General features: G+C 40.5%; 18 protein-coding genes, 2 tRNA genes, 3 rRNA genes and 2 pseudogenes. 3 read left to right on the top strand and 22 right to left on the bottom strand.

From position 1 onward, the window contains the following. Nucleotides 1-16: 16 nt before the first annotated feature. From tnpA to gmhB, 15 genes and pseudogenes are all read right to left on the bottom strand, one after another. Nucleotides 17-259 (bottom strand): annotated as a pseudogene (tnpA, locus tag DV427_RS04235) (IS200/IS605 family transposase); the annotation flags it as partial. 251 nt (nucleotides 260-510) lie between these two features. Next, complete coding sequence (gene trkA / locus DV427_RS04230) at nucleotides 511-1,887, bottom strand: Trk system potassium transporter TrkA (RefSeq protein WP_114891413.1); 1,377 nt, start codon at nucleotides 1,885-1,887, stop codon at nucleotides 511-513. Nucleotides 1,888-1,890: 3 nt separating this feature from the next. Then, nucleotides 1,891-2,693 (bottom strand): annotated as a pseudogene (locus DV427_RS04225) (glycosyltransferase family 2 protein). Between the two features lie 8 nt (nucleotides 2,694-2,701). After that, nucleotides 2,702-4,054: a 16S rRNA (cytosine(967)-C(5))-methyltransferase RsmB gene (gene rsmB / locus DV427_RS04220; RefSeq protein ID WP_114891412.1), complete on the bottom strand. Its 1,353-nt coding sequence runs from the start codon at nucleotides 4,052-4,054 to the stop codon at nucleotides 2,702-2,704. After that, entirely contained in the window at nucleotides 4,054-5,010 is a 957-nt protein-coding gene (fmt, locus tag DV427_RS04215) for a methionyl-tRNA formyltransferase (protein ID WP_114891411.1), read from the bottom strand. Before fmt ends, rsmB begins: the two co-directional genes overlap by 1 nt. Nucleotides 5,011-5,084: 74 nt before the next feature. Then, the gene (def, locus tag DV427_RS04210; protein WP_114891410.1) at nucleotides 5,085-5,594 is read right to left on the bottom strand and encodes a peptide deformylase; all 510 of its coding nucleotides are present in this window, start codon (nucleotides 5,592-5,594) and stop codon (nucleotides 5,085-5,087) included. Nucleotides 5,595-5,689: 95 nt separating this feature from the next. Continuing rightward, entirely contained in the window at nucleotides 5,690-6,184 is a 495-nt protein-coding gene (locus DV427_RS04205; RefSeq protein WP_114891409.1) for a hypothetical protein, read from the bottom strand. A 9-nt stretch (nucleotides 6,185-6,193) separates the two neighbouring features. Further along, nucleotides 6,194-6,655: a hypothetical protein gene (locus DV427_RS04200; protein WP_114891408.1), complete on the bottom strand. Its 462-nt coding sequence runs from the start codon at nucleotides 6,653-6,655 to the stop codon at nucleotides 6,194-6,196. A 15-nt stretch (nucleotides 6,656-6,670) separates the two neighbouring features. Then, entirely contained in the window at nucleotides 6,671-6,952 is a 282-nt protein-coding gene (locus DV427_RS04195) for a hypothetical protein (protein WP_114891407.1), read from the bottom strand. 335 nt (nucleotides 6,953-7,287) lie between these two features. Beyond that, a 5S ribosomal RNA gene (gene rrf, locus DV427_RS04190) occupies nucleotides 7,288-7,403 on the bottom strand. 118 nt (nucleotides 7,404-7,521) lie between these two features. Then, nucleotides 7,522-10,418, bottom strand: a 23S ribosomal RNA gene (locus DV427_RS04185). A 306-nt stretch (nucleotides 10,419-10,724) separates the two neighbouring features. After that, nucleotides 10,725-10,800, bottom strand: a tRNA-Ala gene (locus DV427_RS04180). A 45-nt stretch (nucleotides 10,801-10,845) separates the two neighbouring features. Beyond that, nucleotides 10,846-10,922, bottom strand: a tRNA-Ile gene (locus tag DV427_RS04175). A gap of 79 nt (nucleotides 10,923-11,001) precedes the next feature. Further along, nucleotides 11,002-12,541 (bottom strand): 16S ribosomal RNA (locus DV427_RS04170). Together the 16S, 23S and 5S rRNA genes with 2 tRNA genes alongside form the textbook arrangement of a ribosomal RNA operon. Nucleotides 12,542-12,880: 339 nt before the next feature. Continuing rightward, entirely contained in the window at nucleotides 12,881-13,435 is a 555-nt protein-coding gene (gene gmhB / locus DV427_RS04165; RefSeq protein WP_114891406.1) for a D-glycero-beta-D-manno-heptose 1,7-bisphosphate 7-phosphatase, read from the bottom strand. 175 nt (nucleotides 13,436-13,610) lie between these two features. On the opposite strand from gmhB, the gene metN reads away from it, so the two are divergent. Genes metN through DV427_RS04150 form a run of 3 tightly spaced genes read left to right on the top strand, consistent with a single transcriptional unit; the run spans nucleotide 13,611 to nucleotide 16,187 of the window. Beyond that, nucleotides 13,611-14,648, top strand: a complete 1,038-nt coding sequence (gene metN, locus DV427_RS04160; protein ID WP_009500269.1) for a methionine ABC transporter ATP-binding protein MetN — start codon at nucleotides 13,611-13,613, stop codon at nucleotides 14,646-14,648. Next, nucleotides 14,638-15,327: a methionine ABC transporter permease gene (locus DV427_RS04155; RefSeq protein ID WP_114891405.1), complete on the top strand. Its 690-nt coding sequence runs from the start codon at nucleotides 14,638-14,640 to the stop codon at nucleotides 15,325-15,327. Before metN ends, DV427_RS04155 begins: the two co-directional genes overlap by 11 nt. Nucleotides 15,328-15,365: 38 nt before the next feature. Continuing rightward, on the top strand, nucleotides 15,366-16,187 hold the full coding sequence (locus DV427_RS04150) for a MetQ/NlpA family lipoprotein (RefSeq protein WP_114891404.1): 822 nt from the start codon (nucleotides 15,366-15,368) through the stop codon (nucleotides 16,185-16,187). A 191-nt stretch (nucleotides 16,188-16,378) separates the two neighbouring features. Here the strand turns inward: DV427_RS04150 and nusG are convergent, their stop codons facing one another. The 7 genes from nusG to fusA all read right to left on the bottom strand — a co-directional run bounded on the left by nusG (nucleotide 16,379) and on the right by fusA (nucleotide 24,333). Continuing rightward, the gene (nusG, locus tag DV427_RS04145) at nucleotides 16,379-16,936 is read right to left on the bottom strand and encodes a transcription termination/antitermination protein NusG (protein ID WP_005628071.1); all 558 of its coding nucleotides are present in this window, start codon (nucleotides 16,934-16,936) and stop codon (nucleotides 16,379-16,381) included. A gap of 1 nt (nucleotide 16,937) precedes the next feature. Further along, nucleotides 16,938-17,354 (bottom strand): preprotein translocase subunit SecE, encoded by a 417-nt coding sequence (gene secE, locus DV427_RS04140; RefSeq protein ID WP_005636067.1) that lies wholly within the window; start codon nucleotides 17,352-17,354, stop codon nucleotides 16,938-16,940. Between the two features lie 139 nt (nucleotides 17,355-17,493). Then, entirely contained in the window at nucleotides 17,494-18,735 is a 1,242-nt protein-coding gene (clpX, locus tag DV427_RS04135; RefSeq protein WP_114891403.1) for an ATP-dependent protease ATP-binding subunit ClpX, read from the bottom strand. Between the two features lie 8 nt (nucleotides 18,736-18,743). Then, nucleotides 18,744-19,325 (bottom strand): ATP-dependent Clp endopeptidase proteolytic subunit ClpP, encoded by a 582-nt coding sequence (gene clpP, locus DV427_RS04130; protein WP_114891402.1) that lies wholly within the window; start codon nucleotides 19,323-19,325, stop codon nucleotides 18,744-18,746. A 132-nt stretch (nucleotides 19,326-19,457) separates the two neighbouring features. Further along, complete coding sequence (gene tig / locus DV427_RS04125) at nucleotides 19,458-20,750, bottom strand: trigger factor (RefSeq protein WP_114891401.1); 1,293 nt, start codon at nucleotides 20,748-20,750, stop codon at nucleotides 19,458-19,460. A 231-nt stretch (nucleotides 20,751-20,981) separates the two neighbouring features. Beyond that, entirely contained in the window at nucleotides 20,982-22,166 is a 1,185-nt protein-coding gene (gene tuf / locus DV427_RS04120) for an elongation factor Tu (protein ID WP_065265526.1), read from the bottom strand. Nucleotides 22,167-22,230: 64 nt separating this feature from the next. After that, on the bottom strand, nucleotides 22,231-24,333 hold the full coding sequence (gene fusA, locus DV427_RS04115; RefSeq protein WP_114891400.1) for an elongation factor G: 2,103 nt from the start codon (nucleotides 24,331-24,333) through the stop codon (nucleotides 22,231-22,233). Between the last annotated feature and the right edge of the window lie 82 nt (nucleotides 24,334-24,415).

Genomic DNA, 24,415 nt, shown 5'->3' with positions numbered 1-24,415 from the left:
AATCTACGTCAGCCCCATATTTTAAGTTCGCGTGTCTTTTAAAAATCATCAGTGCTGACTTTCCCTTCAGATAGCCCATAAAACCTGATACTGATATTTTAGGCGGGATTTTTAAGAGCATATGGATAGGGTCTGGCATTGCATGCGCTTCTATTATCTCCACATTTTTATAGTCACATAACTGCCTCAATATTTGACCTATATCTGCTCTTAACTTTCCATAAATTGCTTTTCTTCTGTACTTCGGGATAAATACAATGTGTTACTTACAGTTCTATTTTGAGTGTGATAGACTTGAATCGTCACTGGTTTTACTTACCATGATAATCCTCCTATATGTTGAATTTTGGTTGTCAGCCTTGTTCATTATATAGCGAGGATTTTTTCTGTTCATCGCTTAAGCTATTTGGCTCCATACGCATAGAGTATGGTTTTTGTAGCCAGACTTTCGTCTGGCTATAATAAAAAAGCACCTATTATAATGAGTCGCTCTTAAAAGTAAATAAATCGTTAAATGAAGAATGCACTTGGCTGGAACAATTTTTCAATTTCAGGCACATTCTTCTTATCACTCAAATAAATCACCACATGATCGCCTTCTTCAATCACAACTTGGCGTCGTGCAACAATTACATCATTCCCACGCAATAAAGCACCAATAATGGTTCCCATAGGCAAACGCAGCTCACCGATTTTTCTTCCCACCACGTTAGAGGTGCTTTCATCACCATGCGCGACAATTTCAATAGCCTCAGCAATACCATGTCGTAATGTAGCCACATTTTTCACATCCCCTTTACGAACATGACCAAGCAAAGCAGAAATTGTCGCTTGCTGTGGTGAAACTACAATATCAATACTTCCACCTTGAATCAGGTTTATATAAGCAATTCGTTGAATCAGCACCATTGCCTTCTTGGCGCCCAAACGTTTTGCCAATAAAGCAGACATAATATTCGCTTCATCATCACTACTCAATGAAAGGAACACATCGACATTTTCAATATGCTCTTCAAACAATAAATTTTGATCAGACGCATCACCATAAAAAACTAAGGTTTTTGAAAGTTTTTCAGCTAACAAATTAGCCCTTTCCTCATCACGCTCAATTAATTTTACGGTACAGACATTTTCTAAACATTTCGCTACGCCAGCGGCAACATTTCCACCCCCAACAATCATTACACGCTTGTACGGTTTTTCTAAGCGTTGAAGTTCACTCATTACTGCTTTTATGTGCTCAGTTGCACAAATAAAAGTAATTTCATCACCAGCTTCAACAATAGTAGATCCCTGCGGACGAATTGGTTTACCGTTACGTAAAATAGACATAATACGACAATCAATATGTGGCATATGTTCACGAAATGCGGAAAGCGCATATCCAACCAAAGGACCACCATAATAAGCTCTTACCACAACCATGCTAATACGATTATTCGCAAAGTGGGCGACTTGCAATGCCCCTGGATAAGCAATTAAGCGTGTAATTTCATCTGTTACAAGATTTTCAGGCGAAATCAAATGATCAATAGGTACATTTTCATCATTGAATAACTTATCTTTTTCACGCAAATATTCTGAATTACGAATACGGGCAATGCGCGTTGGTGTATTAAATAATGTATAGCCCATTTGGCAAGCTACCATATTGATTTCATCAGAGGCTGTTACAGCAACCATTAAATCTGCATCGGCTGCACCTGCATCACGAAGCACTTTTGGTGATGATGGCGAGCCTTGCACCACACGCAAATCATGCTTTTCTTGTAAGGCTTGTAACTGTGTGGACTCGTTATCAACAAGTGTGATATCGTTATCTTCACTAACCAAATTTTCGGCAAGCGTTGTTCCTACCTGACCTGCGCCCAAAATAATAATTTTCATCGCTTACTCCGTTCGTTCTAATACAAGGGACGAATGCCTATTTCTGATGAATTTAGACCGCACTTTAATGCGTTAATTTGGCGACAAATTTCATCTGTCACGCCATTAGCCTGAGCCATTTGTTCTTCAGTAATCTCCTGTGGCTCTTTTTGGAATAAAATAGCATCCAATAGCCGTTCTGCATGCATTCCATCCCTGCAGTAATGAAGTACGCCAACATCATTAAATAACGTTGCAACTTTAGCTATCTTAGTTGTCGCAATACCAAGTGCACCATCTTCACCGCCTAATTGGCAAAATAATTCATCTTGTGGGAAACCACCACATGCCAAGAAAAAGGCTCGACGAAAAACCACGCTCCCACCACAGGTCATTCGCATGTGTTGCCATGCAAACTCAAAATTAGGATGTTCAGCGTAACGCGCTGGCAAATCAATTGGTTTTAATGCTAAACGTACCACTGAGGTATCTGGTTGAAAATGAAAAGTCGCTGCTGCAACTTCTAATGCGCCCTGTTCATAAGCATCATCAGCGTCTAAAAAAGCAATAAATTCATTACTTGATTGCAAAGCGCCCCAATTGCGCGCTTTAGCCACGCCACTATTTTTCGGCATAGACTCAACAACTATTTTTTCTGGATATTGCGTAGCCCATTCTTGCGCCAAAGCTAACGTGTTATCTTTAGAGCCATCATCAATCAACCAAATTTTCCCCAAATAAGTTTGAGACAATACGGACTGCACTGCGCGAGATAGCGTTTGTTCTGCATTATAGCAAGGAATAATGACATCAATATTGGCAAACATTTTAGCCTCTAAGCACATTTACGTAACTTCGCATAATAGAACCCATCACCACTATTTGGTTGAGGAATGAATTGAAAACCCACCGCACTTTTATCATCACTAAAGGGTAATGGCAATAACTCGGCATCCGCGTGAGCATTTAAAAATGCTTGGATTTGTTCGCAATTTTCTTCGAGCAATACAGAACAAGTCGCATAAAGCAAAACACCATTTGGCTTCAGTTTTTCCCAAAGTGCACTCAGAATTTTCTTCTGTAGTTCAACAAGCTGAGCGATATCGGTTTCTTTGCGTAACCATTTTATATCGGGATGGCGTCGAATCACCCCTGTTGCAGAACAAGGTGCATCAAGTAAAATTCGGTCAAATTTCACCGCACTTTTACCGATTTCAGCTAACCATTCGTTAGGTTTACTCGCATCACCACACACCACTATCGCTTGCTGATTTAAACGTGCAAGATTTTCTTCTACTCGTTTTAAGCGATGAGATTCTACATCTAATGCAATCACATTAGCTTGAGGTGCCAATTCCAAAATATGAGTTGTCTTACCACCTGGTGCCGCGCAAGCATCGAGGATCCATTCCTCATTTTTTGGCTCAAGCAATGTTGCCGCCCATTGAGCACTTAAATCTTGCACTGTAACCGCCCCTTCTTCAAAGTGCGGTAATTTTTGCACAGTAATCGGTATATCTAAACATAGCGCATTAGGATGATGGCTTGTTTTCGAAGAAACACCTTGTTCTTCAAGTAAAGTGCGGTAAGTTTCGAGGGTGTTTTTTTGTGAATTCACACGTAGCCACATTGGTGGTTTCAGGTTGTTTGCCTCAATGATCTCACGCCAATTAGGATAGGCTTTTTTTAATTTATTCACGAACCATTCAGGGTGAAGCGTTTGCCAATTTTTATCGATAATGGCCAAGATCTCATCTTGCTCACGTAAAAATCTACGCAAAACCGCATTCACTAATCCTCTAAAACTATCAGATTTTAATGATTTTGTTGCGTTCACCACTTCATCAACTGCCGCATGAGCAGGCACTCGCATATAAAGCAATTGGTATAATCCCACAAGTAACAGGCAATGAACAATGCGAGTTTTACCTTTAAGCGGCTTATCCACAAGACGTTTGATAATTTGCTCTAAGCGAGGCAATACTCTACACACGCCAAAACAAATTTCTTGTAGTAAGGGCAAATCTTGGGCTTTTACAGAAAGTTGCACTTCAGGGATTAACGCCGACAAGGATTTACCTTCATCCAATACTTGCAAAATTAAGTTTGCTGCAATAGCCCTCGTCGAGGGTGCGGTCATTTTTATTGAGTTTTTTGCTTTGATAGTTTTAGAAGAGAATTTTTTCATTATGCAAGCACCTTACCAATAGTAAACCATTCTGCACGGCCATTTAATAAATCTTGTGCAGACATAGGCTTTTTACCTGCGGGCTGTAATTGCAATAAGTTTAAGACGCCATCGACAGTCGCAATTTGAATACCATTTTTATCCGCACTTAAAATAGTTCCCGCTGGTTTATCTTGATGAGGCAACACTTCCGCTTGATACACTTTTAAAGTTTGCACATTGCCATCCTTATCTTCTGTTGAAAAATAAGCAACCGGCCAAGGATTAAAAGCACGAATATTACGCTCAAGTTGCATTGCAGGATGTGACCAATCTAATTGTGCCTCTTCTTTAGAAAGTTTTTCTGCATAATTGCTTTGGCTGTCATCTTGTTTTTCGGCTATAAATTTACCGTTTTCAAGATTATCTAAAACATCGATTAATGCTGATGGAGCAAGCTCTGCCAGTTTGTTATAAAGACTTGTTGAAGTTTCAATCGGTAAAATATCACAATAAACTTTGTGTAACATATCACCTGTATCTAAACCTTCATCCATTTGCATAATGGTTACACCCGTTTGTGCATCACCAGCCCAAATTGAGCGCTGAATTGGTGCTGCTCCTCGCCAACGAGGAAGAATAGAACCATGCACATTTAAACAACCTAAACGAGGGGCATCTAATACAGCTTTCGGTAAAATTAATCCATAAGCCACAACAACCATTACATCTGCATTTAACGCTTTTAATTCGGACTGCGCCTCTTCTTTACGTAAGGATTTAGGTTGATAAACGGGAATATTATTTTGCTCAGCAAGTTGCTTGACTGGACTTGCTTGCAATTTTTTACCGCGACCAGCTGGTTTGTCAGGTTGAGTATAAACAGCGATCACGTTATGTTGAGAATTTAGGATGGCTTGTAAATGCTGTGCAGCAAAATCTGGCGTACCAGCAAAAATAATATTAAGTGATTTCATAATGTTCTACGTTATGGTGATTGATAGGAAAAGTGCGGTTAAAATCAACCGCACTTTAATTAAGAATCAGAAGCTTATTGTTTCGCAATTTGTTTTTTATATTTCACCAATTTTTCTTTAATACGTTGGCGCTTAAGTGGAGAAAGATAATCAACAAATAAAACTCCATTAAGGTGATCGATCTCGTGTTGAATACAGATCGCAAGCAAACCATCCGCATCTAAAGTAAATTCTTTACCGTCACGATCTAACGCTCTCACTTTCACTTTTTCTTTACGAGGAACCAACGCACGGAAGCCCGGAATGGATAAACACCCCTCTTCAATTCCCGTTTCGCCTTCAGAAGCTAAAATTTCAGGATTAATCAAGACAAGCTGATTTTGTTTATCACCTTCAACATCAATAGTAATAATACGTTGCAAAATATCTACTTGAGGTGCAGCTAAACCAATACCTTCCTCTTGATACATCGTATCAAACATATCATCAACAATTTTACGAATTGCATCATTAACTTCAGTAACAGGTTCACAGACAACCTTCAAATGATCATCAGGATAAATTAATACATTAAGTGCGGTCATAATTTCTCTTGTTTTTAAGGATAAAATTTTAGTGAAATTGTAGCACAGGTAGAAAAAGATGTGTAGAAAAGCCCCGAATGGGGCTGGGACTGAGATTAAGCTTTACTTATTATGATTTTATGGAAGTTTTCTTTAATAATATCAAGAACCTTTTTAGTACAACCATCACTTGTCATTACTTTCATTGCTGATCTCACCACATCCAACTTTATTTTATCATTAGACAGAAAAATAGGATAAAATTGTCCCATCTTATGAGGTGTTATAGGAATATTATTTTCTCTAAAATAATCTACTGATACTCTTGTCACAAATGCTATTGAAATAAGACTTGCATCTTGATTATTTAATTGGGAAAAATATTGTTCCATTTCTTGACGGAAATTATTCCATTCAGGAGATTTTTTAGCACTACCATTACTACAAACAAATGTTTGAGCGTATAGAAATGCTATAGAGTTTACATCTTGATTGGAAAGTTTATTTATTCCATTAGCATTAGCTGAGGTATTAGAATTTGATAAATTGACACTACTAAAACAGCCAGATAAGAGCAAAGAAATTGCAGTAATGGAAAGTAATTTTTTCATTTTTATTCCTTAATAAGTGTTACAAAAAACTTGGTTGCCAATTCGGTTGCAATAGGTGCTTTTTGGACGGTTTTGCCCAATCCCCTGAATAATTTGATTAGTTTGCTCTTGTTGAGCTTGGTAGGCCGCACGTTGTGATGAATGAAATTGAACATCTGCAGCTGATGCATTATTACTTACTGCTGTTAAGCTATAAGAATGACTATATGAATTAACTGGAAATTGATTACGATAATGTTCAGTTACTCCACTCATCCAAACTGCTTGGCAAGGCACAACTTGAACTATGCCACGTTGAATATCTTGCTCAGAGATATTGTAATAAGCGTTATAAGGCGTATAGCCAACAAATTGTCCACCACAAATTAGTCTTGCATTTTGCGGTGATGAGTTATACCAAACGTGTAATCCTGAATGGTAAGCGGATAATCCCATTACTATTATCAAAATAAATAAACTTTTTCTAATCATTATTTTCTCCTCATATTATGCCAAATTAGACATATTTTTCTTAATTTCCTGAAGGAATTGATTAATCTCAGAAAAATCTCCCCTCTGTAAATCATCATAGATATAATTCAATAGCAGGATATTTTGTTGGCAAACGACAAAATTAGAGGATTCAATTTTTCGAATAAGGCTATTTATTTCAGAAATGACTTTTTGATCTAAATTATCTTTATTATTTTTAAGCAGAGTTTGAAAATGCTCATTTTTCCAATAAACATGCATCTGTTTGCAAATATTTTGAGTATTCACATCACACATAAAACCTACCAAATTGTTTAACAGTATTGTTTTATTCTTTCTGTCAAGAAAGAATAAACCCAGTATACTGGGTTAAAATTTGAGAATAATTATTAAAAATAAGACAGATTAAAGAAATGTAAATAGTAGGCTAAACCTTACCTTTAAAAAATTTTAAGTTAGTAGGAAAAATAACATTCGCACCTAAAGTATAATTGGTTTTGAGAAGGTCTTTATTGATAGTGGAATAGTGGATATGTAATAAGCTTCACCTTACGTGAAAAATAGAAAAGTAAAAACCCAGTTGTCTAACTGGGGTTCTTCTGTTTTTATTTAATCTAGATTTGTATTCAGTAACCTGGCGGTGCCCTACTCTCACATGGGGATGCCCCACACTACCATCGGCATTACAGCGTTTCACTTCTGAGTTCGGTATGGTGTCAGGTGGTTCCACCGCACTATCGCCGCCAGGATAATTCTTTGATAACGTTTATTCTAACTTCTATCTATGTTCTTCATTGGCCACAAGCTGAACGTTTAGTTAATTTCTTTTTCTTTCACTCTGTTTCCCAAAAACACTTGAGCGTTGTATAGTTAAGCCTCTCGGGCAATTAGTACAGGTTAGCTCAATGACTCACATCACTTACACACCCTGCCTATCTACGTCTTAGTCTTAAACAACCCTTACAGATTTATAATCTGGGAGAACTCATCTCTTGGCAAGTTTCGTGCTTAGATGCTTTCAGCACTTATCTCTTCCGCACTTAGCTACCCGGCAATGCGTCTGGCGACACAACCGGAACACCAGTGGTGCGTCCACTCCGGTCCTCTCGTACTAGGAGCAGCCCCAACCAATTCTCCAACGCCCACGGCAGATAGGGACCGAACTGTCTCACGACGTTCTAAACCCAGCTCGCGTACCACTTTAAATGGCGAACAGCCATACCCTTGGGACCTACTTCAGCCCCAGGATGTGATGAGCCGACATCGAGGTGCCAAACACCGCCGTCGATATGAACTCTTGGGCGGTATCAGCCTGTTATCCCCGGAGTACCTTTTATCCGTTGAGCGATGGCCCTTCCATTCAGAACCACCGGATCACTATGACCTACTTTCGTACCTGCTCGACTTGTCTGTCTCGCAGTTAAGCTTGCTTATACCATTGCACTAACCTCACGATGTCCGACCGTGATTAGCAAACCTTCGTGCTCCTCCGTTACTCTTTGGGAGGAGACCGCCCCAGTCAAACTACCCACCAGACACTGTCCGAGACCGCGTTCCGCAATCTTCGTTAGAACATCAAACGTTAAAGGGTGGTATTTCAAGGACGACTCCATAATCACTGGCGTGACTACTTCTAAGTCTCCCACCTATCCTACACATCAAAATTCAATGTTCAGTGTCAAGCTATAGTAAAGGTTCACGGGGTCTTTCCGTCTAGCCGCGGGTACACCGCATCTTCACGGCGATTTCAATTTCACTGAGTCTCGGGTGGAGACAGCCTGGCCATCATTATGCCATTCGTGCAGGTCGGAACTTACCCGACAAGGAATTTCGCTACCTTAGGACCGTTATAGTTACGGCCGCCGTTTACTGGGGCTTCGATCAGGAGCTTCTCTTTCGATTACACCATCAATTAACCTTCCAGCACCGGGCAGGCATCACACCCTATACGTCCACTTTCGTGTTTGCAGAGTGCTGTGTTTTTAATAAACAGTTGCAGCCAGCTGGTATCTTCGACCGGTTCAACCTTCAGGGGCAAGCCCTTACAATCTACGCCGGCGCACCTTCTCCCGAAGTTACGGTGCTATTTTGCCTAGTTCCTTCACCCGAGTTCTCTCAAGCGCCTGAGTATTCTCTACCTGACCACCTGTGTCGGTTTTCAGTACGGTTTAGTAAAGCCTTTCGCTTAGTGGCTTTTCCTGGAAGTGTGGTATCAGTTACTTCAGCTCCGTAGAGCCTCGTCATCATCTCTCAGTGTTAAGGAAGCCCGGATTTGCCTAAACTTCCCACCTACCAACTTAAACGCACATATCCAACAGTGCGATAACCTAACCTACTCCGTCCCCACATCGCAGCTTTACCAAGTACAGGAATATTAACCTGTTTCCCATCGACTACGCTCTTCAGCCTCGCCTTAGGGGCCGACTCACCCTGCCCCGATTAACGTTGGACAGGAACCCTTGGTCTTCCGGCGAACGGGTTTTTCACCCGTTTTATCGTTACTTATGTCAGCATTCGCACTTGTGATACGTCCAGCATGCTTCTCAACACACCTTCATCCGCTTACACAACGCTCCCCTACCCAACAGACTTACGTCTGATGCCGCAGCTTCGGTGCTATATTTCAGCCCCGTTACATCTTCCGCGCAGGCCGACTCGACTAGTGAGCTATTACGCTTTCTTTAAATGATGGCTGCTTCTAAGCCAACATCCTAGCTGTCTAAGCCTTCCCACTTCGTTTCCCACTTAATATAGACTTTGGGACCTTAGCTGGCGGTCTGGGTTGTTTCCCTCTCCACGACGGACGTTAGCACCCGCCGTGTGTCTCCTGAGTATCACTCTTTGGTATTCGTAGTTTGCATCGGGTTGGTAATCCGGGATGGACCCCTAGCCGAAACAGTGCTCTACCCCCAAAGGTGTCCGCTCAAGGCTCTACCTAAATAGATTTCGGGGAGAACCAGCTATCTCCCGGTTTGATTGGCCTTTCACCCCCAGCCACAAGTCATCCGCTAATTTTTCAACATTAGTCGGTTCGGTCCTCCAGTTAGTGTTACCCAACCTTCAACCTGCCCATGGCTAGATCACCGGGTTTCGGGTCTATACCTTGCAACTAGTCGCCCAGTTAAGACTCGGTTTCCCTTCGGCTCCCCTATTCGGTTAACCTCGCTACAAAATATAAGTCGCTGACCCATTATACAAAAGGTACGCAGTCACCCTTTCAGGCTCCCACTGCTTGTACGTACAAGGTTTCAGGTTCTATTTCACTCCCCTCACCGGGGTTCTTTTCGCCTTTCCTTCACAGTACTGGTTCACTATCGGTCAATCAGGAGTATTTAGCCTTGGAGGATGGTCCCCCCATCTTCAAACAGGATATCACGTGTCCCGCCCTACTTCTCGTTAACTTAGTACCACAGCCTGGATGTCGAGTACGGGGCTATCACCCTGTGTCGCTAAGCTTCCCAGCTTATTCCTCTATCTCTGCTGTTATCATTAACAGGCTCTTTCGCTTTCGCTCGCCGCTACTGACGAAATCTCGGTTGATTTCTTTTCCTCGGGGTACTTAGATGTTTCAGTTCTCCCGGTTTGCCTCACTTACCTATGGATTCAGTAAGTGATAGTAGATTCTTCATCTACTGGGTTTCCCCATTCGGATATCTTGGATTAAACGCCTCTTATCGACTCATCCAAGCTTTTCGCAGATTAGCACGTCCTTCTTCGCCTCTGATTGCCAAGGCATCCACCTTGTACGCTTAGTCACTTAACTATACAACCTCAAATGTTTTCAATCACTTTAAGTTTTCACTTCAAAGTGTGGTCAATTTGATGCGTATTTTCATTCAACTAAACACTTGATTGCTTTTGTTCAATCAAGATTTTATGCAAAACAGGTTTGCTCTCAGAGTTTCCTTCTCAGTTCCCTCTTTTCACTTTCCTATTTTGCCTACTCAGACTTTCTCTCGAAAATCTCTTGTTTTCAGCTTGTTTCCAATTTTTAAAGAACAGTTGATAAAACTTTTCAGTTATCATCGTTAAATAAACTAAATGAATAAATTTACTTAACGATGATAAGTGGTGGAGATAAGCGGGATCGAACCGCTGACCTCCTGCGTGCAAGGCAGGCGCTCTCCCAGCTGAGCTATATCCCCATTTCATCATAAATCATTACTCCTTTACATCACTCACTCTCAGAGTGGTGGGTCTGAGTGGACTTGAACCACCGACCTCACCCTTATCAGGGGTGCGCTCTAACCACCTGAGCTACAGACCCAAGGGTAATGTTTTCTTCTGCCCATTTGTCTACAACTATCAGCCAATCTGTGTGAGCACTCGCTGTCTCTCGTCTTTGGTAAGGAGGTGATCCAACCGCAGGTTCCCCTACGGTTACCTTGTTACGACTTCACCCCAGTCATGAATCATACCGTGGTAAACGCCCTCCAAAAGGTTAAGCTATCTACTTCTGGTACAACCCACTCCCATGGTGTGACGGGCGGTGTGTACAAGGCCCGGGAACGTATTCACCGCGACATTCTGATTCGCGATTACTAGCGATTCCGACTTCATGGAGTCGAGTTGCAGACTCCAATCCGGACTTAGACGTACTTTCTGAGATTCGCTCCACCTCGCGGCATCGCCACCCTCTGTATACGCCATTGTAGCACGTGTGTAGCCCTACTCGTAAGGGCCATGATGACTTGACGTCATCCCCACCTTCCTCCAGTTTATCACTGGCAGTCTCCTTTGAGTTCCCGACCGAATCGCTGGCAACAAAGGATAAGGGTTGCGCTCGTTGCGGGACTTAACCCAACATTTCACAACACGAGCTGACGACAGCCATGCAGCACCTGTCTCATGGTTCCCGAAGGCACTCCCGTATCTCTACAGGATTCCATGGATGTCAAGAGTAGGTAAGGTTCTTCGCGTTGCATCGAATTAAACCACATGCTCCACCGCTTGTGCGGGCCCCCGTCAATTCATTTGAGTTTTAACCTTGCGGCCGTACTCCCCAGGCGGTCGATTTATCACGTTAGCTACGGGCACCAAGCTTTAAGCCCAATCCCCAAATCGACAGCGTTTACAGCGTGGACTACCAGGGTATCTAATCCTGTTTGCTCCCCACGCTTTCGCACATGAGCGTCAGTACATTCCCAAGGGGCTGCCTTCGCCTTCGGTATTCCTCCACATCTCTACGCATTTCACCGCTACACGTGGAATTCTACCCCTCCCTAAAGTACTCTAGTTACCCAGTCTGAAATGCAATTCCCAGGTTAAGCCCGGGGCTTTCACACCTCACTTAAATAACCGCCTGCGTGCCCTTTACGCCCAGTTATTCCGATTAACGCTCGCACCCTCCGTATTACCGCGGCTGCTGGCACGGAGTTAGCCGGTGCTTCTTCTGTATTTAACGTCAATGATATGTACTATTAGCACACATCCCTTCCTCAATACCGAAAGAACTTTACAACCCGAAGGCCTTCTTCATTCACGCGGCATGGCTGCGTCAGGGTTCCCCCCATTGCGCAATATTCCCCACTGCTGCCTCCCGTAGGAGTCTGGACCGTGTCTCAGTTCCAGTGTGGCTGGCCATCCTCTCAGACCAGCTAGAGATCGCAGGCTTGGTAGGCCTTTACCCCACCAACTACCTAATCCCACTTGGGCTCATCTCATGGCATGCGGCCTTACGGTCCCGCACTTTCATCTTCCGATACTACGCGGTATTAGCTACAGTTTCCCGTAGTTATCCCCCTCCATAAGCCAGATTCCCAAGCATTACTCACCCGTCCGCCACTCGTCAGCAAGAAAGCAAGCTTTCTCCTGCTACCGTTCGACTTGCATGTGTTAAGCCTGCCGCCAGCGTTCAATCTGAGCCATGATCAAACTCTTCAATTCAAGTTCAATCGCTCAATAAACTGCTTAGCTATAAATAAAACACTACTTAAAAAAGTAATTATGAATTTTTCAGTTAAGCACCTATTAAGACTTCAAAATTAAAAATATTTTTAAAACAAGTCAATCAACAAGTGCCCACACAGATTGTCTGATACATTGTTAAAGAGCAAAAAACAACGACGCACGTGTAAACTTAAAAACTTCACAACAGTGCGTCGTTGTGTGCGGTGCATTATAGGGATTTTCAAAACCCTTGCAAGTACTTTTTGTAAAAATATTTAAAAAAATGATCTTTTGATTAAAGCGCAAGCGATTAGAGCAAAATATAGATATATTGAGCTATTTTTTTAATCGTTTTAAAATCCTCGGAAGATCAACGATAGAATCTAACACATAATCCGCTACTCTCTCGCCTTCCTCCGTTACTGGTTTACCTGTACGAACTAATACATTCATTTTCACCTTCGCGCCAATTCCCGCTTTTAGATCTTCGACTTTATCTCCAACCATAATAGATTGCGTAGGATCGATCTTTAATTCTTTGATCGCTTGCAATAACATTCCAAATTTAGGTTTCCGGCAATCACAGTCTTCTCTATATTCACCTTTTCCCTCAGGATGATGTGGGCAATAGTAAATACCATCCAAATCCACATCTTGCTCAGCCAATGACCAATCCATCCATTCTGTCAGCTGTAAAAACTGATCTTCAGAAAAATAACCACGTGCAATGCCCGACTGGTTGGTCACTAATACCAACATATATCCCAGTTTCTTTAATTCTCGCAATGCATCAATCGCACCCTCAATAAATTTAAAGTTATCAATTTCGTGTACATAACCGTAATCAATATTTAACGTACCATCACGATCTAAAAAAATAGCCTTATTCATTCTCTTACCTTTCATACGTATCAAATTGGCGAAAATTATCTATTTAATCCAAGCAATTAGCAAATATAACTCATAACCAATCTGTCTAAAAAAGATAATCTAACATATTGACATAGCAATCTAGACGTCTAGAATACCGAAACAGATTTAAAAACAGTAAATAAAAAGGGCTTATATGATTAAGCTAAGCAATATAACGAAGATTTTTGAGCTGCCTAGCAAGAAATTGACTGCGCTTGATAATGTCTCATTAAACATCGAAAAAGGTCAAATTTGCGGAGTAATTGGCGCATCTGGCGCAGGAAAAAGTACGTTAATTCGCTGTGTGAACTTATTAGAAAAACCAACTAGCGGTTCCGTTATTGTGGACGGCGTAGAATTAACAGGACTTTCTGATCGCGAGTTAGTACGTGCTCGTCGTCAAATTGGAATGATTTTTCAGCATTTCAATTTACTAAGTTCTCGCACCGTATTTGAAAACGTGGCATTACCCTTAGAATTGGAAGGTGAACCAAAAGCAAAAATCCAAGAAAAAATTACCGCACTTTTAGAGCTTGTTGGTTTAAGTGAAAAACGTGATGCTTACCCAAGCAATCTTTCTGGCGGGCAAAAACAACGTGTAGCCATTGCACGTGCCTTAGCGAGCGATCCAAAAGTCTTATTATGTGATGAAGCCACTAGTGCATTAGATCCTGCAACGACACAATCTATTCTTAAATTATTAAAAGAAATTAACCGCACTTTAGGTATTACGATTTTGTTGATTACCCATGAAATGGAAGTTGTTAAACAGATTTGTGATCAAGTTGCTGTCATTGATCAAGGTCGCCTAGTTGAACAAGGTACTGTCGGTGAAATTTTTGCAAATCCGAAAACGGAATTAGCACAAGAGTTTATTCGTTCGACCTTCCACATCAGTCTACCTGATGAATATTTGGAAAATCTTACAGATACGCCGAAACACAGCAAAGCGTATCCAATTATCAAATTTGAGTTTACCGGTCGCTCAGTCGATGCACCGTTACTTTCTCAGGCATCAAAAAAATTTGGCGTGGAGCTCAGTATCTTAACCTCACAAATTGATTATGCTGGAGGCGTGAAATTTGGTTATACCATTGCTGAAGTAGAAGGCGATGAAGATGCCATTACGCAAACCAAAGTTTATTTAATGGAAAACAACGTGCGCGTGGAGGTGCTAGGTTATGTTCAATGATTTCTTGGCAACATTTAGCCAGCAATTAACACCTCAAATGTGGGGTGTTGTCGCAACCGCAACTTATGAAACAATTTATATCAGCTTTGCATCTACTTTACTTGCCGTAGTAGTCGGCGTGCCTGTTGGCGTATGGACTTTTTTAACTGGAAAAAATGAGATTTTACAAAATAACCACACTCATTTTGTGTTAAACACGATCATTAATATCGGGCGTTCCATTCCATTTATTATTTTGCTCTTAATTTTATTACCTGTAACACGTTTCATCGTGGGAACCGTATTAGGTACAACAGCAGCAATTATTCCATTGAGTATTTGTGCGATGCCATTCGTGGCTCGCTTAACTGCTAATGCATTAATGGAAATTCCAAATGGTTTAACCGAAGCTGCTCAAGCAATGGGAGCAACTAAATGGCAAATTGTATGTAAATTCTATTTGCCAGAAGCACTACCTACACTCATTAATGGTATCACGCTTACGCTGGTCACTTTAGTTGGTTACTCGGCAATGGCGGGGACGCAAGGCGGCGGTGGCTTAGGTAGCCTAGCTATCAACTACGGCGTATATCGCAATATGCCTTATGTCACTTGGGTGGCAACCATTATTATTGTGCTATTCGTTATGATTAGCCAAAAACTCGGCGATACACTGGCTAAAAAAGTGGATCATCGTTAATTAAACACAACTCTTAACTTAAACAGGAAGGAAATCCTATGAAATTAAAACAACTTTTTGCAATCACTGCAATCGCATCAGCTCTCATTTTAACAGGCTGTAAAGAAGACAAAAAACCTGAAGCGGCAGCTGCACCACTTAAAATCAAAGTCGGTGTAATGTCTGGTCCTGAGCACCAAGTTGCGGAAATTGCAGCAAAAGTCGCTAAAGAAAAATATGGTTTAGACGTTCAATTCGTTGAATTCAATGACTACGCATTACCAAATGAAGCGGTATCTAAAGGCGATTTAGATGCAAACGCAATGCAACATAAACCTTATTTAGATGAAGATGCAAAAGCGAAAAATTTAAATAACTTAGTCATCGTGGGTAATACTTTCGTCTATCCATTAGCGGGTTATTCTAAAAAAATCAAAAATGTGAATGAATTACAAGAAGGTGCTAAAGTTGTTGTTCCTAACGATCCAACAAACCGTGGCCGTGCATTAATTCTTCTTGAAAAACAAGGTTTAATCAAATTAAAAGATGCAAATAACCTTCTTTCAACTGTATTAGATATTGTTGAAAATCCGAAAAAATTAAACATCACTGAAGTAGACACTTCTGTTGCGGCACGAGCATTAGACGATGTTGATTTAGCTGTAGTAAACAATACTTATGCTGGTCAAGTAGGCTTAAATGCTCAAGATAACGGTGTATTTGTAGAAGATAAAGATTCTCCATATGTGAACATTATCGTTTCTCGTACCGATAACAAAGACAGCAAAGCTGTTCAAGATTTCGTAAAATCTTACCAAACAGAAGAAGTTTACCAAGAAGCTAAAAAACACTTCAAAGATGGTGTTGTAAAAGGTTGGTAATTTCTACCGCACTTTAACGCATTACTAAATCCCTTGCTGAGCAAGGGATTTTTTATATATTATCTTCTACGACCAATTAATTTCCTAAAATTAAAGATCACACAAGTAACAATACCTTGATAAATTCAAGGCATGAAAAAAAACCGCATTATAGAAGTGCGGTAATTTTTTTAATTATCCTTAATCAAGGATTAATGTATTTTTTCTACTTGACCAAATTCTAGTTCAACTGGTGTTGCACGACCAAAGATTGATACAGAAACTTTTAAGCGACCTTTTTCATAATCCACTTCTTCTACTGTACCATTAAAGTCTGCAAATGGACCTTCCGCCACACGAACTTCTTCACCAGGATGATACTCATTGCGATGACGTGGTTTATCAGTAGTCTGCTCTAATCGGTTCAAAATAGTATCCGCTTCTCGTTTAGAAATTGGCGCTGGTTTATCAGGTGTACCACCAATAAATCCCATAACACGCGGAACACTTTTCACCAAGTGCCATGTTTCATCATTCATTTCCATTTCTACAAGCACATAGCCAGGGAAAAACTTACGTTCGCTTTTACGACGTTTACCTGCAACATTCTCAACAACTTCTTCAGTTGGAACTAACACTTCACCAAATTGGTCTTCCATTTGTTGCTGTTTAATGTATTCACGCAAAGTTAAAGCCACTCGGCTTTCAAAACCAGAAAACGCCTGTAATACATACCAACGTTTTTTTGATACAGTTGTTTCTTCAGTCATTTTAGAATCTCAAATCAGTTAAGAAATTAATTACTGTCACAATAATCGAATCTGTCGCCCAGAAAAATAAGGATGCAATGATTGTTACCCCAATTACGATTAATGTAGTTTGACGCGCTTCTTGGCGACTTGGCCATACCACTTTTTGCGCTTCTATTTTTGAATCTTTAAAGAATGTACGAGCTTTTGTACCTTGATTAGTAATTGCTGCAAATGCAAAAGCAATCACCAACGCAATGACTACACCCACTACACGAATAGGTAATGAATATACTTTTTGGAAATAAACATTACCAATCGCAGCTGCCGCAAAAAAGACTGCGACTAAAATCCAAAGAAGGGTATTTAATCCTTTGGATTTACCTTCTACCACCGTCTCTGGTACATTTTTCTTTTTATCAACAATTTCAGTTGCCATAAATTGAATCCGTTATTTACTTAGGAAAATAAGAATAAAGTTATAAGAACGTGCGATTGTAGCATTTTCTTTTCGCCTTGCCTATTGAAAATCATCAAGCAAAATAGAAAACATCGGGAAAAACAACCGCACTTTTCTATTAAGAATGATATTCTAATTTTGGAGCCGTATTATCTACAATGGTACTTTCATCCACGACTACTTTACGTAAATTTTTGATAGATGGTAAATCATACATCGTATCAAGCAATACAGCCTCGACAATAGAACGTAAACCACGTGCACCAGTTTTTCTTTCAAGCGCTTTCTTCGCCATTGCTTTTAAAGCTTCTGGAGTGAATTCTAACTCCACATTTTCAAGTCCAAATAAAGCTTGATATTGTTTAGTTAAGGCATTTTTAGGCTGTGTAAGAATTTGCACAAGGGCCTCTTCATCTAATTCACTTAGTGGAGAAATCATAGGTAAACGCCCAATAAATTCCGGAATTAAACCAAACTTCATTAAATCATCAGGTTCTACTTGACGGAATAATTCAGAAAGAGACTTTTCTTCTTCATCTTTTTCTACTTTTGCACTAAAACCGATACTCATACTTGTTTGTGTACGTTTACTGATAATTTTATCTAATCCCGCAAATGCGCCACCGCAGATAAAGAGAATCTTTGACGTATCCAATTTCACCATTTCTTGCTGCGGATGTTTACGCCCGCCTTGAGGTGGAATAGACGCTACAGTACCTTCAATGAGTTTTAACAATGCTTGTTGTACACCTTCGCCAGATACATCTCGAGTAATTGATGCGCCTTCCGATTTACGGCTAATTTTATCAATTTCATCAATATAGATAATGCCTTGCTCAGCTTTTTCAGTATTATACTCACAATTTTGTAAAAGCTTTTGTAGGACATTTTCTACATCTTCACCGACGTAGCCAGCCTCAGTCAATGTTGTCGCATCAGCCATCGCAAAGGGTACATTTAAGCGACGAGCTAATGTTTGAGCAAGCAATGTTTTACCGCTACCCGTTGGTCCAATAAGCAAGATATTACTTTTGCCAAGCTCAACATCGTTATTTTGATGATTAGTTCGTAAGCGTTTATAATGATTGTAAACTGCGACAGAAAGCACTTTTTTCGCATAATCTTGGCCAATAACATAATCATCTAGATGAGCGCGAATTTCGTGAGGAGTTGGTAATTTCTCCTCATTTTCTGCCGCACTTTCGTCTACACTTTCATCATTACTTTCTTCAAGCATTGAATGACAAAGTTCGATACACTCATTACAAATATAGCCGTCTTTACCAGCTATTAATTTATCTACTTCGCCTTTTTCTTTTCCGCAAAAAGAGCAATGTAAATCTTTATCTTTGTCTGACATGTGTTTCCTTAACGTTTAATTAAAACTTCATCAACCAAACCATACGCTTTTGCTTCTTCAGCTGACATAAAGTTATCGCGATCTGTATCTTTCTCAATTCGTTCTATGTTTTGCCCAGTATGGAATGCTAGACGATCGTTTAAGGTGTGTTTAATTTTCAAAATTTCTTGTGCATGAATTTGAATATCGGATGCTTGACCACGGAAACCACCCAAAGGTTGGTGAATCATCACACGAGCATTTGGTAACGCTGCTCGTTTACCAGCAGTTCCGCCAGCAAGCAAGAATGCGCCCATTGAGCATGCCTGACCGATACAAAGTGTACGAATATCTGGCTTAATAAATTGCATTGTGTCGTAAATAGCCATACCTGCAGTCACAGAACCACCGGGAGAGTTGATATAGATATTGATATCTTTAGTTGGATCTTCAGACTCTAAAAAAAGCAGCTGAGCCACAATGAGATTTGCCATACTATCTTCCACTTCACCACTTAGGAAGATCACACGCTCTTTTAATAAACGGGAATAAATGTCGTATGAACGCTCGCCACGCGAAGTCTGTTCAACAACCATAGGAATTACACTCATGTTCTTACCTTTTTATCTAAAATTACTAATTATTTTACTCTAAATAACCTACAAATAAAAATGCGGTCGCTTTTGTTAAAAAGAGCGACCGCACTTTTATTCAATCATAATGATATTAATTAATCATTATGCCTATGGATTCATAATTTCATCAAATGAAGAAACTTTTTCAGTCACTTGTGCTTTAGCAAGTACTGCATCCACCGCTTGTTCTTCTAATACTACGTTACGAATATTGTTCATTAACTCTTCGTTTTTGCTATAGTATTCAACAACCTCAGCTGGTTGCTCGTAAGCCGATGCAATATCTGCAATCATTGCCTTAGCGCGTTCTTCATCAGCTTTTAATTCATTAGATTTAATCACTTCAGAGAATAATAAACCTACTTGAACACGACGAATTGCTTCCGCTTCAAATAATTCGCGTGGTAACTGTGCTGCTTGTTGTGCATTGCCACCAAAACGTTGAGCCGCTTGATTGCGTAATACATTAATTTCTTCTTCTACTGCAGAAGCTGGAACTTCAATTGGATTTTGTTCAATTAAACCGTTGATTACTTGTTGTTTAACACGTGAAACTAATGCGTTTTTCAATTCACGTTCCATATTCTTACGAATTTCTACACGTAAATCTGCAACAGATTTAGTATTCGGACCGAACTTAGCAACAAACTCATCTGTTAACTCAGGTAACACCATGTTTTCTACTTTTTTCAAGGTGATTGCAAATTTTGCCGCCTTACCTTTTAGGTTTTCTGCATGGTATTCAGCAGGGAAAGTTACATTAATATCAAATTGCTCACCTGCTTTATGGCCTACGATACCATCTTCAAAACCAGGAATCATACGACCTTGTCCCATAAATAATACGAAGTCAGATGCTTTACCACCTTCAAACTCTTCGCCATCTACAGAACCAACAAAATCAATAGTTACGCGATCATCTGCTTTTGCTGCAGAGTCGGTTTCTGCCCAAGTTGCTTGTTGTTTACGTAACACATCAACCATTTTATCAATATCAGCTTCTGTGATTTCAACAGTTGGTTTTTCAACTTTAATATTCTCAAAACCTTGTAACTTAACTTCTGGATAAACTTCAAAAGTTGCGGTGAAAACGAGATCTTTACCTTCTTCAAAAGTTTCAATACCAAAAGTTGGACGACCTGCAATATTAATCTTTTCTGCAATCACGGCATCAAAAAAATGACGTGGTAATAAATCGTTTAATACATCTTGACGGATTGATGCACCGAAACGTTGTTCGATAATATGAGCAGGAACATGGCCTTTACGGAAACCATCTACGCGCACATTTTTTGATGCGCGTTTAAATTCTTCACAAACTGCTTTAGATACAGTTTCAGCTGGAACGGTGATCGCTACACGGCGTTCTAAACCTTGAGTTGTTTCAATATTTAATGACATTTGTTACCTCAATTAATTTGCACTCGGTAAAAATCCACACCGAACACGTTTGTTAAATAAAATAAGACGCTCAATTATAACGAAAGAAATGTAACCAGTCGATAAAATACTGATTAAAAAATCACATTTTGATAACTTTCAAATATTACCTATAAACAAAAAGTGCGGAGAATTTTCCCCGCACTTTCTTTTGTCTTCTTTCTGTCTTTAAGACATTTAAGAATCCATCAATTATTTGATGATTTTCGCTACAACGCCCGCACCAACTGTACGGCCACCTTCACGGATTGCGAAACGTAAACCTTGGTCCATCGCGATTGGGTGGATTAAGCTTACTGTCATTTTGATATTATCACCAGGCATTACCATTTCCACGCCTTCTGGTAGCTCGATTGTACCAGTCACGTCAGTTGTACGGAAATAGAATTGTGGACGGTAACCTTTGAAGAATGGAGTATGACGACCACCTTCTTCTTTTGATAATACGTACACTTCTGATTCGAAGTCAGTGTGTGGCGTGATTGAACCTGGTTTCGCTAATACTTGACCACGTTCGATTTCTTCACGTTTGGTACCACGTAATAATGCACCGATGTTTTCACCCGCACGACCTTCGTCAAGTAATTTACGGAACATTTCAACACCCGTTACAGTAGTTTTCGCTGTTGGTTTGATACCTACGATTTCTACTTCATCACCAGTACGGATAATACCACGTTCTACACGACCAGTTACTACTGTACCACGACCTGAGATTGAGAACACATCTTCAATTGGAAGAAGGAACGGTTGGTCAATCGCACGCTCTGGCTCTGGGATGTAAGTATCTAAGTGGTTTGCTAATTCAAGGATTTTTTCTTCCCATTCTGCTACGCCATTTAATGCTTGTAATGCAGAACCACGTACGATTGGAGTGTCGTCACCTGGGAAGTCATATTGAGATAGAAGTTCACGAACTTCCATTTCTACTAATTCTAATAACTCTTCGTCATCTACCATGTCGCATTTGTTTAAGAATACGATGATGTATGGAACACCTACTTGGCGACCTAATAAGATGTGCTCACGAGTTTGTGGCATTGGACCATCAGTTGCTGCTACTACTAAGATAGCACCATCCATTTGTGCCGCACCAGTAATCATGTTTTTAACATAGTCGGCGTGTCCTGGACAGTCAACGTGTGCGTAGTGACGAGTTGCTGTATCGTATTCAACGTGTGAAGTGTTGATGGTGATACCACGCGCTTTTTCTTCTGGCGCGTTATCGATTTGGTCAAATGCGCGAGCTGCACCACCGTAGTGTTTAGATAATACGGTTGTGATTGCTGCTGTTAAAGTTGTTTTACCGTGGTCAACGTGGCCGATTGTACCCACGTTTACGTGCGGTTTTGTACGTTCAAATTTTTCTTTAGACATTGCTAATGTTTCCTAAGAAGTGCGGTATAAAACACTCATGTTTTACACCGCTGGTTTACAAAAATTATTTTTTACGCGCTTCAATTACTGCAGCTGCAACACTTGTTGGCGCTTCAGCATATTTTAACGGTTCCATTGAGTAAGATGCACGACCTTGAGTTTGTGAACGTAAGTCTGTTGCATAGCCGAACATTTCTGAAAGTGGAACTTCAGCATCGATCTTAACAACGAACTCATTCGCTTCTTGACCGTTCACCATGGCACGACGACGGCTTAAGTCACCAATTACATCACCAACATATTCAGGTGGAGTTTCAACTTCAACTTTCATAATCGGCTCAAGTAATACTGGGTTTGCTTTTGCGAATGCTGCTTTAAATGCTAAAGATGCAGCAAGTTTAAACGCTAACTCAGATGAGTCTACATCATGGTATGAACCGAAGTGTAAACGTACACCAAGATCAACTACTGGGTAGCCCGCTAATGGACCAGATTTAAGCTGTTCTTGAATACCTTTATCAACCGCAGGGATGTATTCACCAGGGATTACACCACCTTTGATTTCATTTACGAATTCGTAACCAGGACCTTCTGGATCTAATGGATATAAGTCGATAACAACGTGACCATATTGACCGCGACCACCAGATTGTTTTGCATGCTTACCTTCCACATCGTTAACACGAGTGCGGATAGTTTCACGGTAAGACACTTGTGGTTTACCGATGTTAGCTTCCACTTTGAACTCACGTTTCATACGGTCAACGATGATATCTAAGTGTAATTCACCCATACCAGAGATGATAGTTTCACCAGATTCTTCATCAGTGTGAACACGGAATGAAGGGTCTTCTTGTGCTAAACGACCTAATGCTAAGCCCATTTTTTCTTGGTCAGCTTTAGTTTTTGGTTCTACCGCAACAGAGATTACTGGCTCTGGGAATTCCATACGCTCAAGGATGATTGGTGCTTCAATTGCACATAATGTATCACCAGTAGTTACATCTTTTAAGCCGATAGCAGCTGCAATGTCACCTGCACGAACTTCTTTAATTTCTTCACGTTTGTTAGCGTGCATCTGTACGATACGACCAAAACGTTCGCGTTTTTGACGTACAGAGTTTAATACTGTGTCACCAGAATTAATAACACCAGAATATACACGGAAGAAGGTTAAGTTACCTACGAATGGGTCAGTTGCAATTTTGAATGCTAATGAAGAGAATGGTTCTTCATCGCTTGCGTGACGCTCACCTTCAGTTTCATCAAGGTTGATACCTTTGATCGCCGGAATATCAGTTGGTGCCGGTAAGTATTCAACAACGGCATCCAGCATAGCTTGAACACCTTTGTTTTTGAACGCAGAACCACAAGTTACTAAGATGATTTCGTTTGCTAATACGCGCTGACGTAATGCTGACTTAATTTCTTCTTCAGTTAAGTCTTCGCCACCTAAGTATTTTTCCATTAATTCTTCTGACGCTTCAGCTGCCGCTTCAACAAGGTTTTGACGCCATTCTTCACAGTCTGCTTGCATATTTGCAGGCACATCTTCATAGGTGAAGGTCATACCTTGGTCAGCTTCGTTCCAGTTGATCGCTTTCATTTTGATTAGATCAACTACACCAGTGAAGTTTTCTTCTGCACCAATTGGAAGTTGAAGTGGAACCGCATTAGCACCTAAACGAGTTTTTAATTGTTCAACAACACGTAAGAAGTTAGCACCAGTACGGTCCATTTTGTTTACAAACGCAATACGCGGAACTTCATATTTGTTAGCTTGACGCCATACGGTTTCAGATTGTGGTTGAACACCACCAACCGCACAGTAAACCATTACCGCACCATCAAGAACGCGCATAGAACGTTCTACTTCAACAGTAAAGTCTACGTGTCCTGGGGTGTCGATAACGTTAATACGGTGTTGTTGGAACTGTTGTGACATACCTGACCAAAATGCAGTTGTTGCCGCAGAGGTAATGGTAATACCACGCTCTTGTTCTTGTTCCATCCAGTCCATCGTTGCTGCACCATCGTGCACTTCACCGATTTTGTGGCTAACACCAGTATAGAATAAGATACGCTCAGTAGTAGTGGTTTTACCCGCATCAATGTGCGCACTGATACCGATATTACGATATCTTTCAATAGGGGTTGTACGAGCCATTATTATAACCTTGTTTATTTAATATCAGTTTATATAAGGGTAAGGCTTCATCAATGATGAAGCCCTTTAAATTCAAAACTTA

The organism is Haemophilus haemolyticus (genome assembly GCF_003351405.1).
Taxonomy (GTDB): domain Bacteria; phylum Pseudomonadota; class Gammaproteobacteria; order Enterobacterales; family Pasteurellaceae; genus Haemophilus; species Haemophilus haemolyticus_N.
Note: the sequence above shows the minus strand (reverse complement) of the source record. Positions and strands in the feature narration are given on the sequence as shown.

Bases quoted from the DNA above. Each gene is read 5' to 3' on its own strand.
- trkA (WP_114891413.1), bottom strand. From the start codon at position 1,887: ATGAAAATTATTATTTTGGGCGCAGGTCAGGTAGGAACAACGCTTGCC.
- rsmB (WP_114891412.1), bottom strand. From the start codon at position 4,054: ATGAAAAAATTCTCTTCTAAAACTATCAAAGCAAAAAACTCAATAAAA.
- fmt (WP_114891411.1), bottom strand. From the start codon at position 5,010: ATGAAATCACTTAATATTATTTTTGCTGGTACGCCAGATTTTGCTGCA.
- def (WP_114891410.1), bottom strand. From the start codon at position 5,594: ATGACCGCACTTAATGTATTAATTTATCCTGATGATCATTTGAAGGTT.
- DV427_RS04205 (WP_114891409.1), bottom strand. From the start codon at position 6,184: ATGAAAAAATTACTTTCCATTACTGCAATTTCTTTGCTCTTATCTGGC.
- DV427_RS04200 (WP_114891408.1), bottom strand. From the start codon at position 6,655: ATGATTAGAAAAAGTTTATTTATTTTGATAATAGTAATGGGATTATCC.
- DV427_RS04195 (WP_114891407.1), bottom strand. From the start codon at position 6,952: ATGTGTGATGTGAATACTCAAAATATTTGCAAACAGATGCATGTTTAT.
- gmhB (WP_114891406.1), bottom strand. From the start codon at position 13,435: ATGAATAAGGCTATTTTTTTAGATCGTGATGGTACGTTAAATATTGAT.
- metN (WP_009500269.1), top strand. From the start codon at position 13,611: ATGATTAAGCTAAGCAATATAACGAAGATTTTTGAGCTGCCTAGCAAG.
- DV427_RS04155 (WP_114891405.1), top strand. From the start codon at position 14,638: ATGTTCAATGATTTCTTGGCAACATTTAGCCAGCAATTAACACCTCAA.
- DV427_RS04150 (WP_114891404.1), top strand. From the start codon at position 15,366: ATGAAATTAAAACAACTTTTTGCAATCACTGCAATCGCATCAGCTCTC.
- nusG (WP_005628071.1), bottom strand. From the start codon at position 16,936: ATGACTGAAGAAACAACTGTATCAAAAAAACGTTGGTATGTATTACAG.
- secE (WP_005636067.1), bottom strand. From the start codon at position 17,354: ATGGCAACTGAAATTGTTGATAAAAAGAAAAATGTACCAGAGACGGTG.
- clpX (WP_114891403.1), bottom strand. From the start codon at position 18,735: ATGTCAGACAAAGATAAAGATTTACATTGCTCTTTTTGCGGAAAAGAA.
- clpP (WP_114891402.1), bottom strand. From the start codon at position 19,325: ATGAGTGTAATTCCTATGGTTGTTGAACAGACTTCGCGTGGCGAGCGT.
- tig (WP_114891401.1), bottom strand. From the start codon at position 20,750: ATGTCATTAAATATTGAAACAACTCAAGGTTTAGAACGCCGTGTAGCG.
- tuf (WP_065265526.1), bottom strand. From the start codon at position 22,166: ATGTCTAAAGAAAAATTTGAACGTACAAAACCGCACGTAAACGTGGGT.
- fusA (WP_114891400.1), bottom strand. From the start codon at position 24,333: ATGGCTCGTACAACCCCTATTGAAAGATATCGTAATATCGGTATCAGT.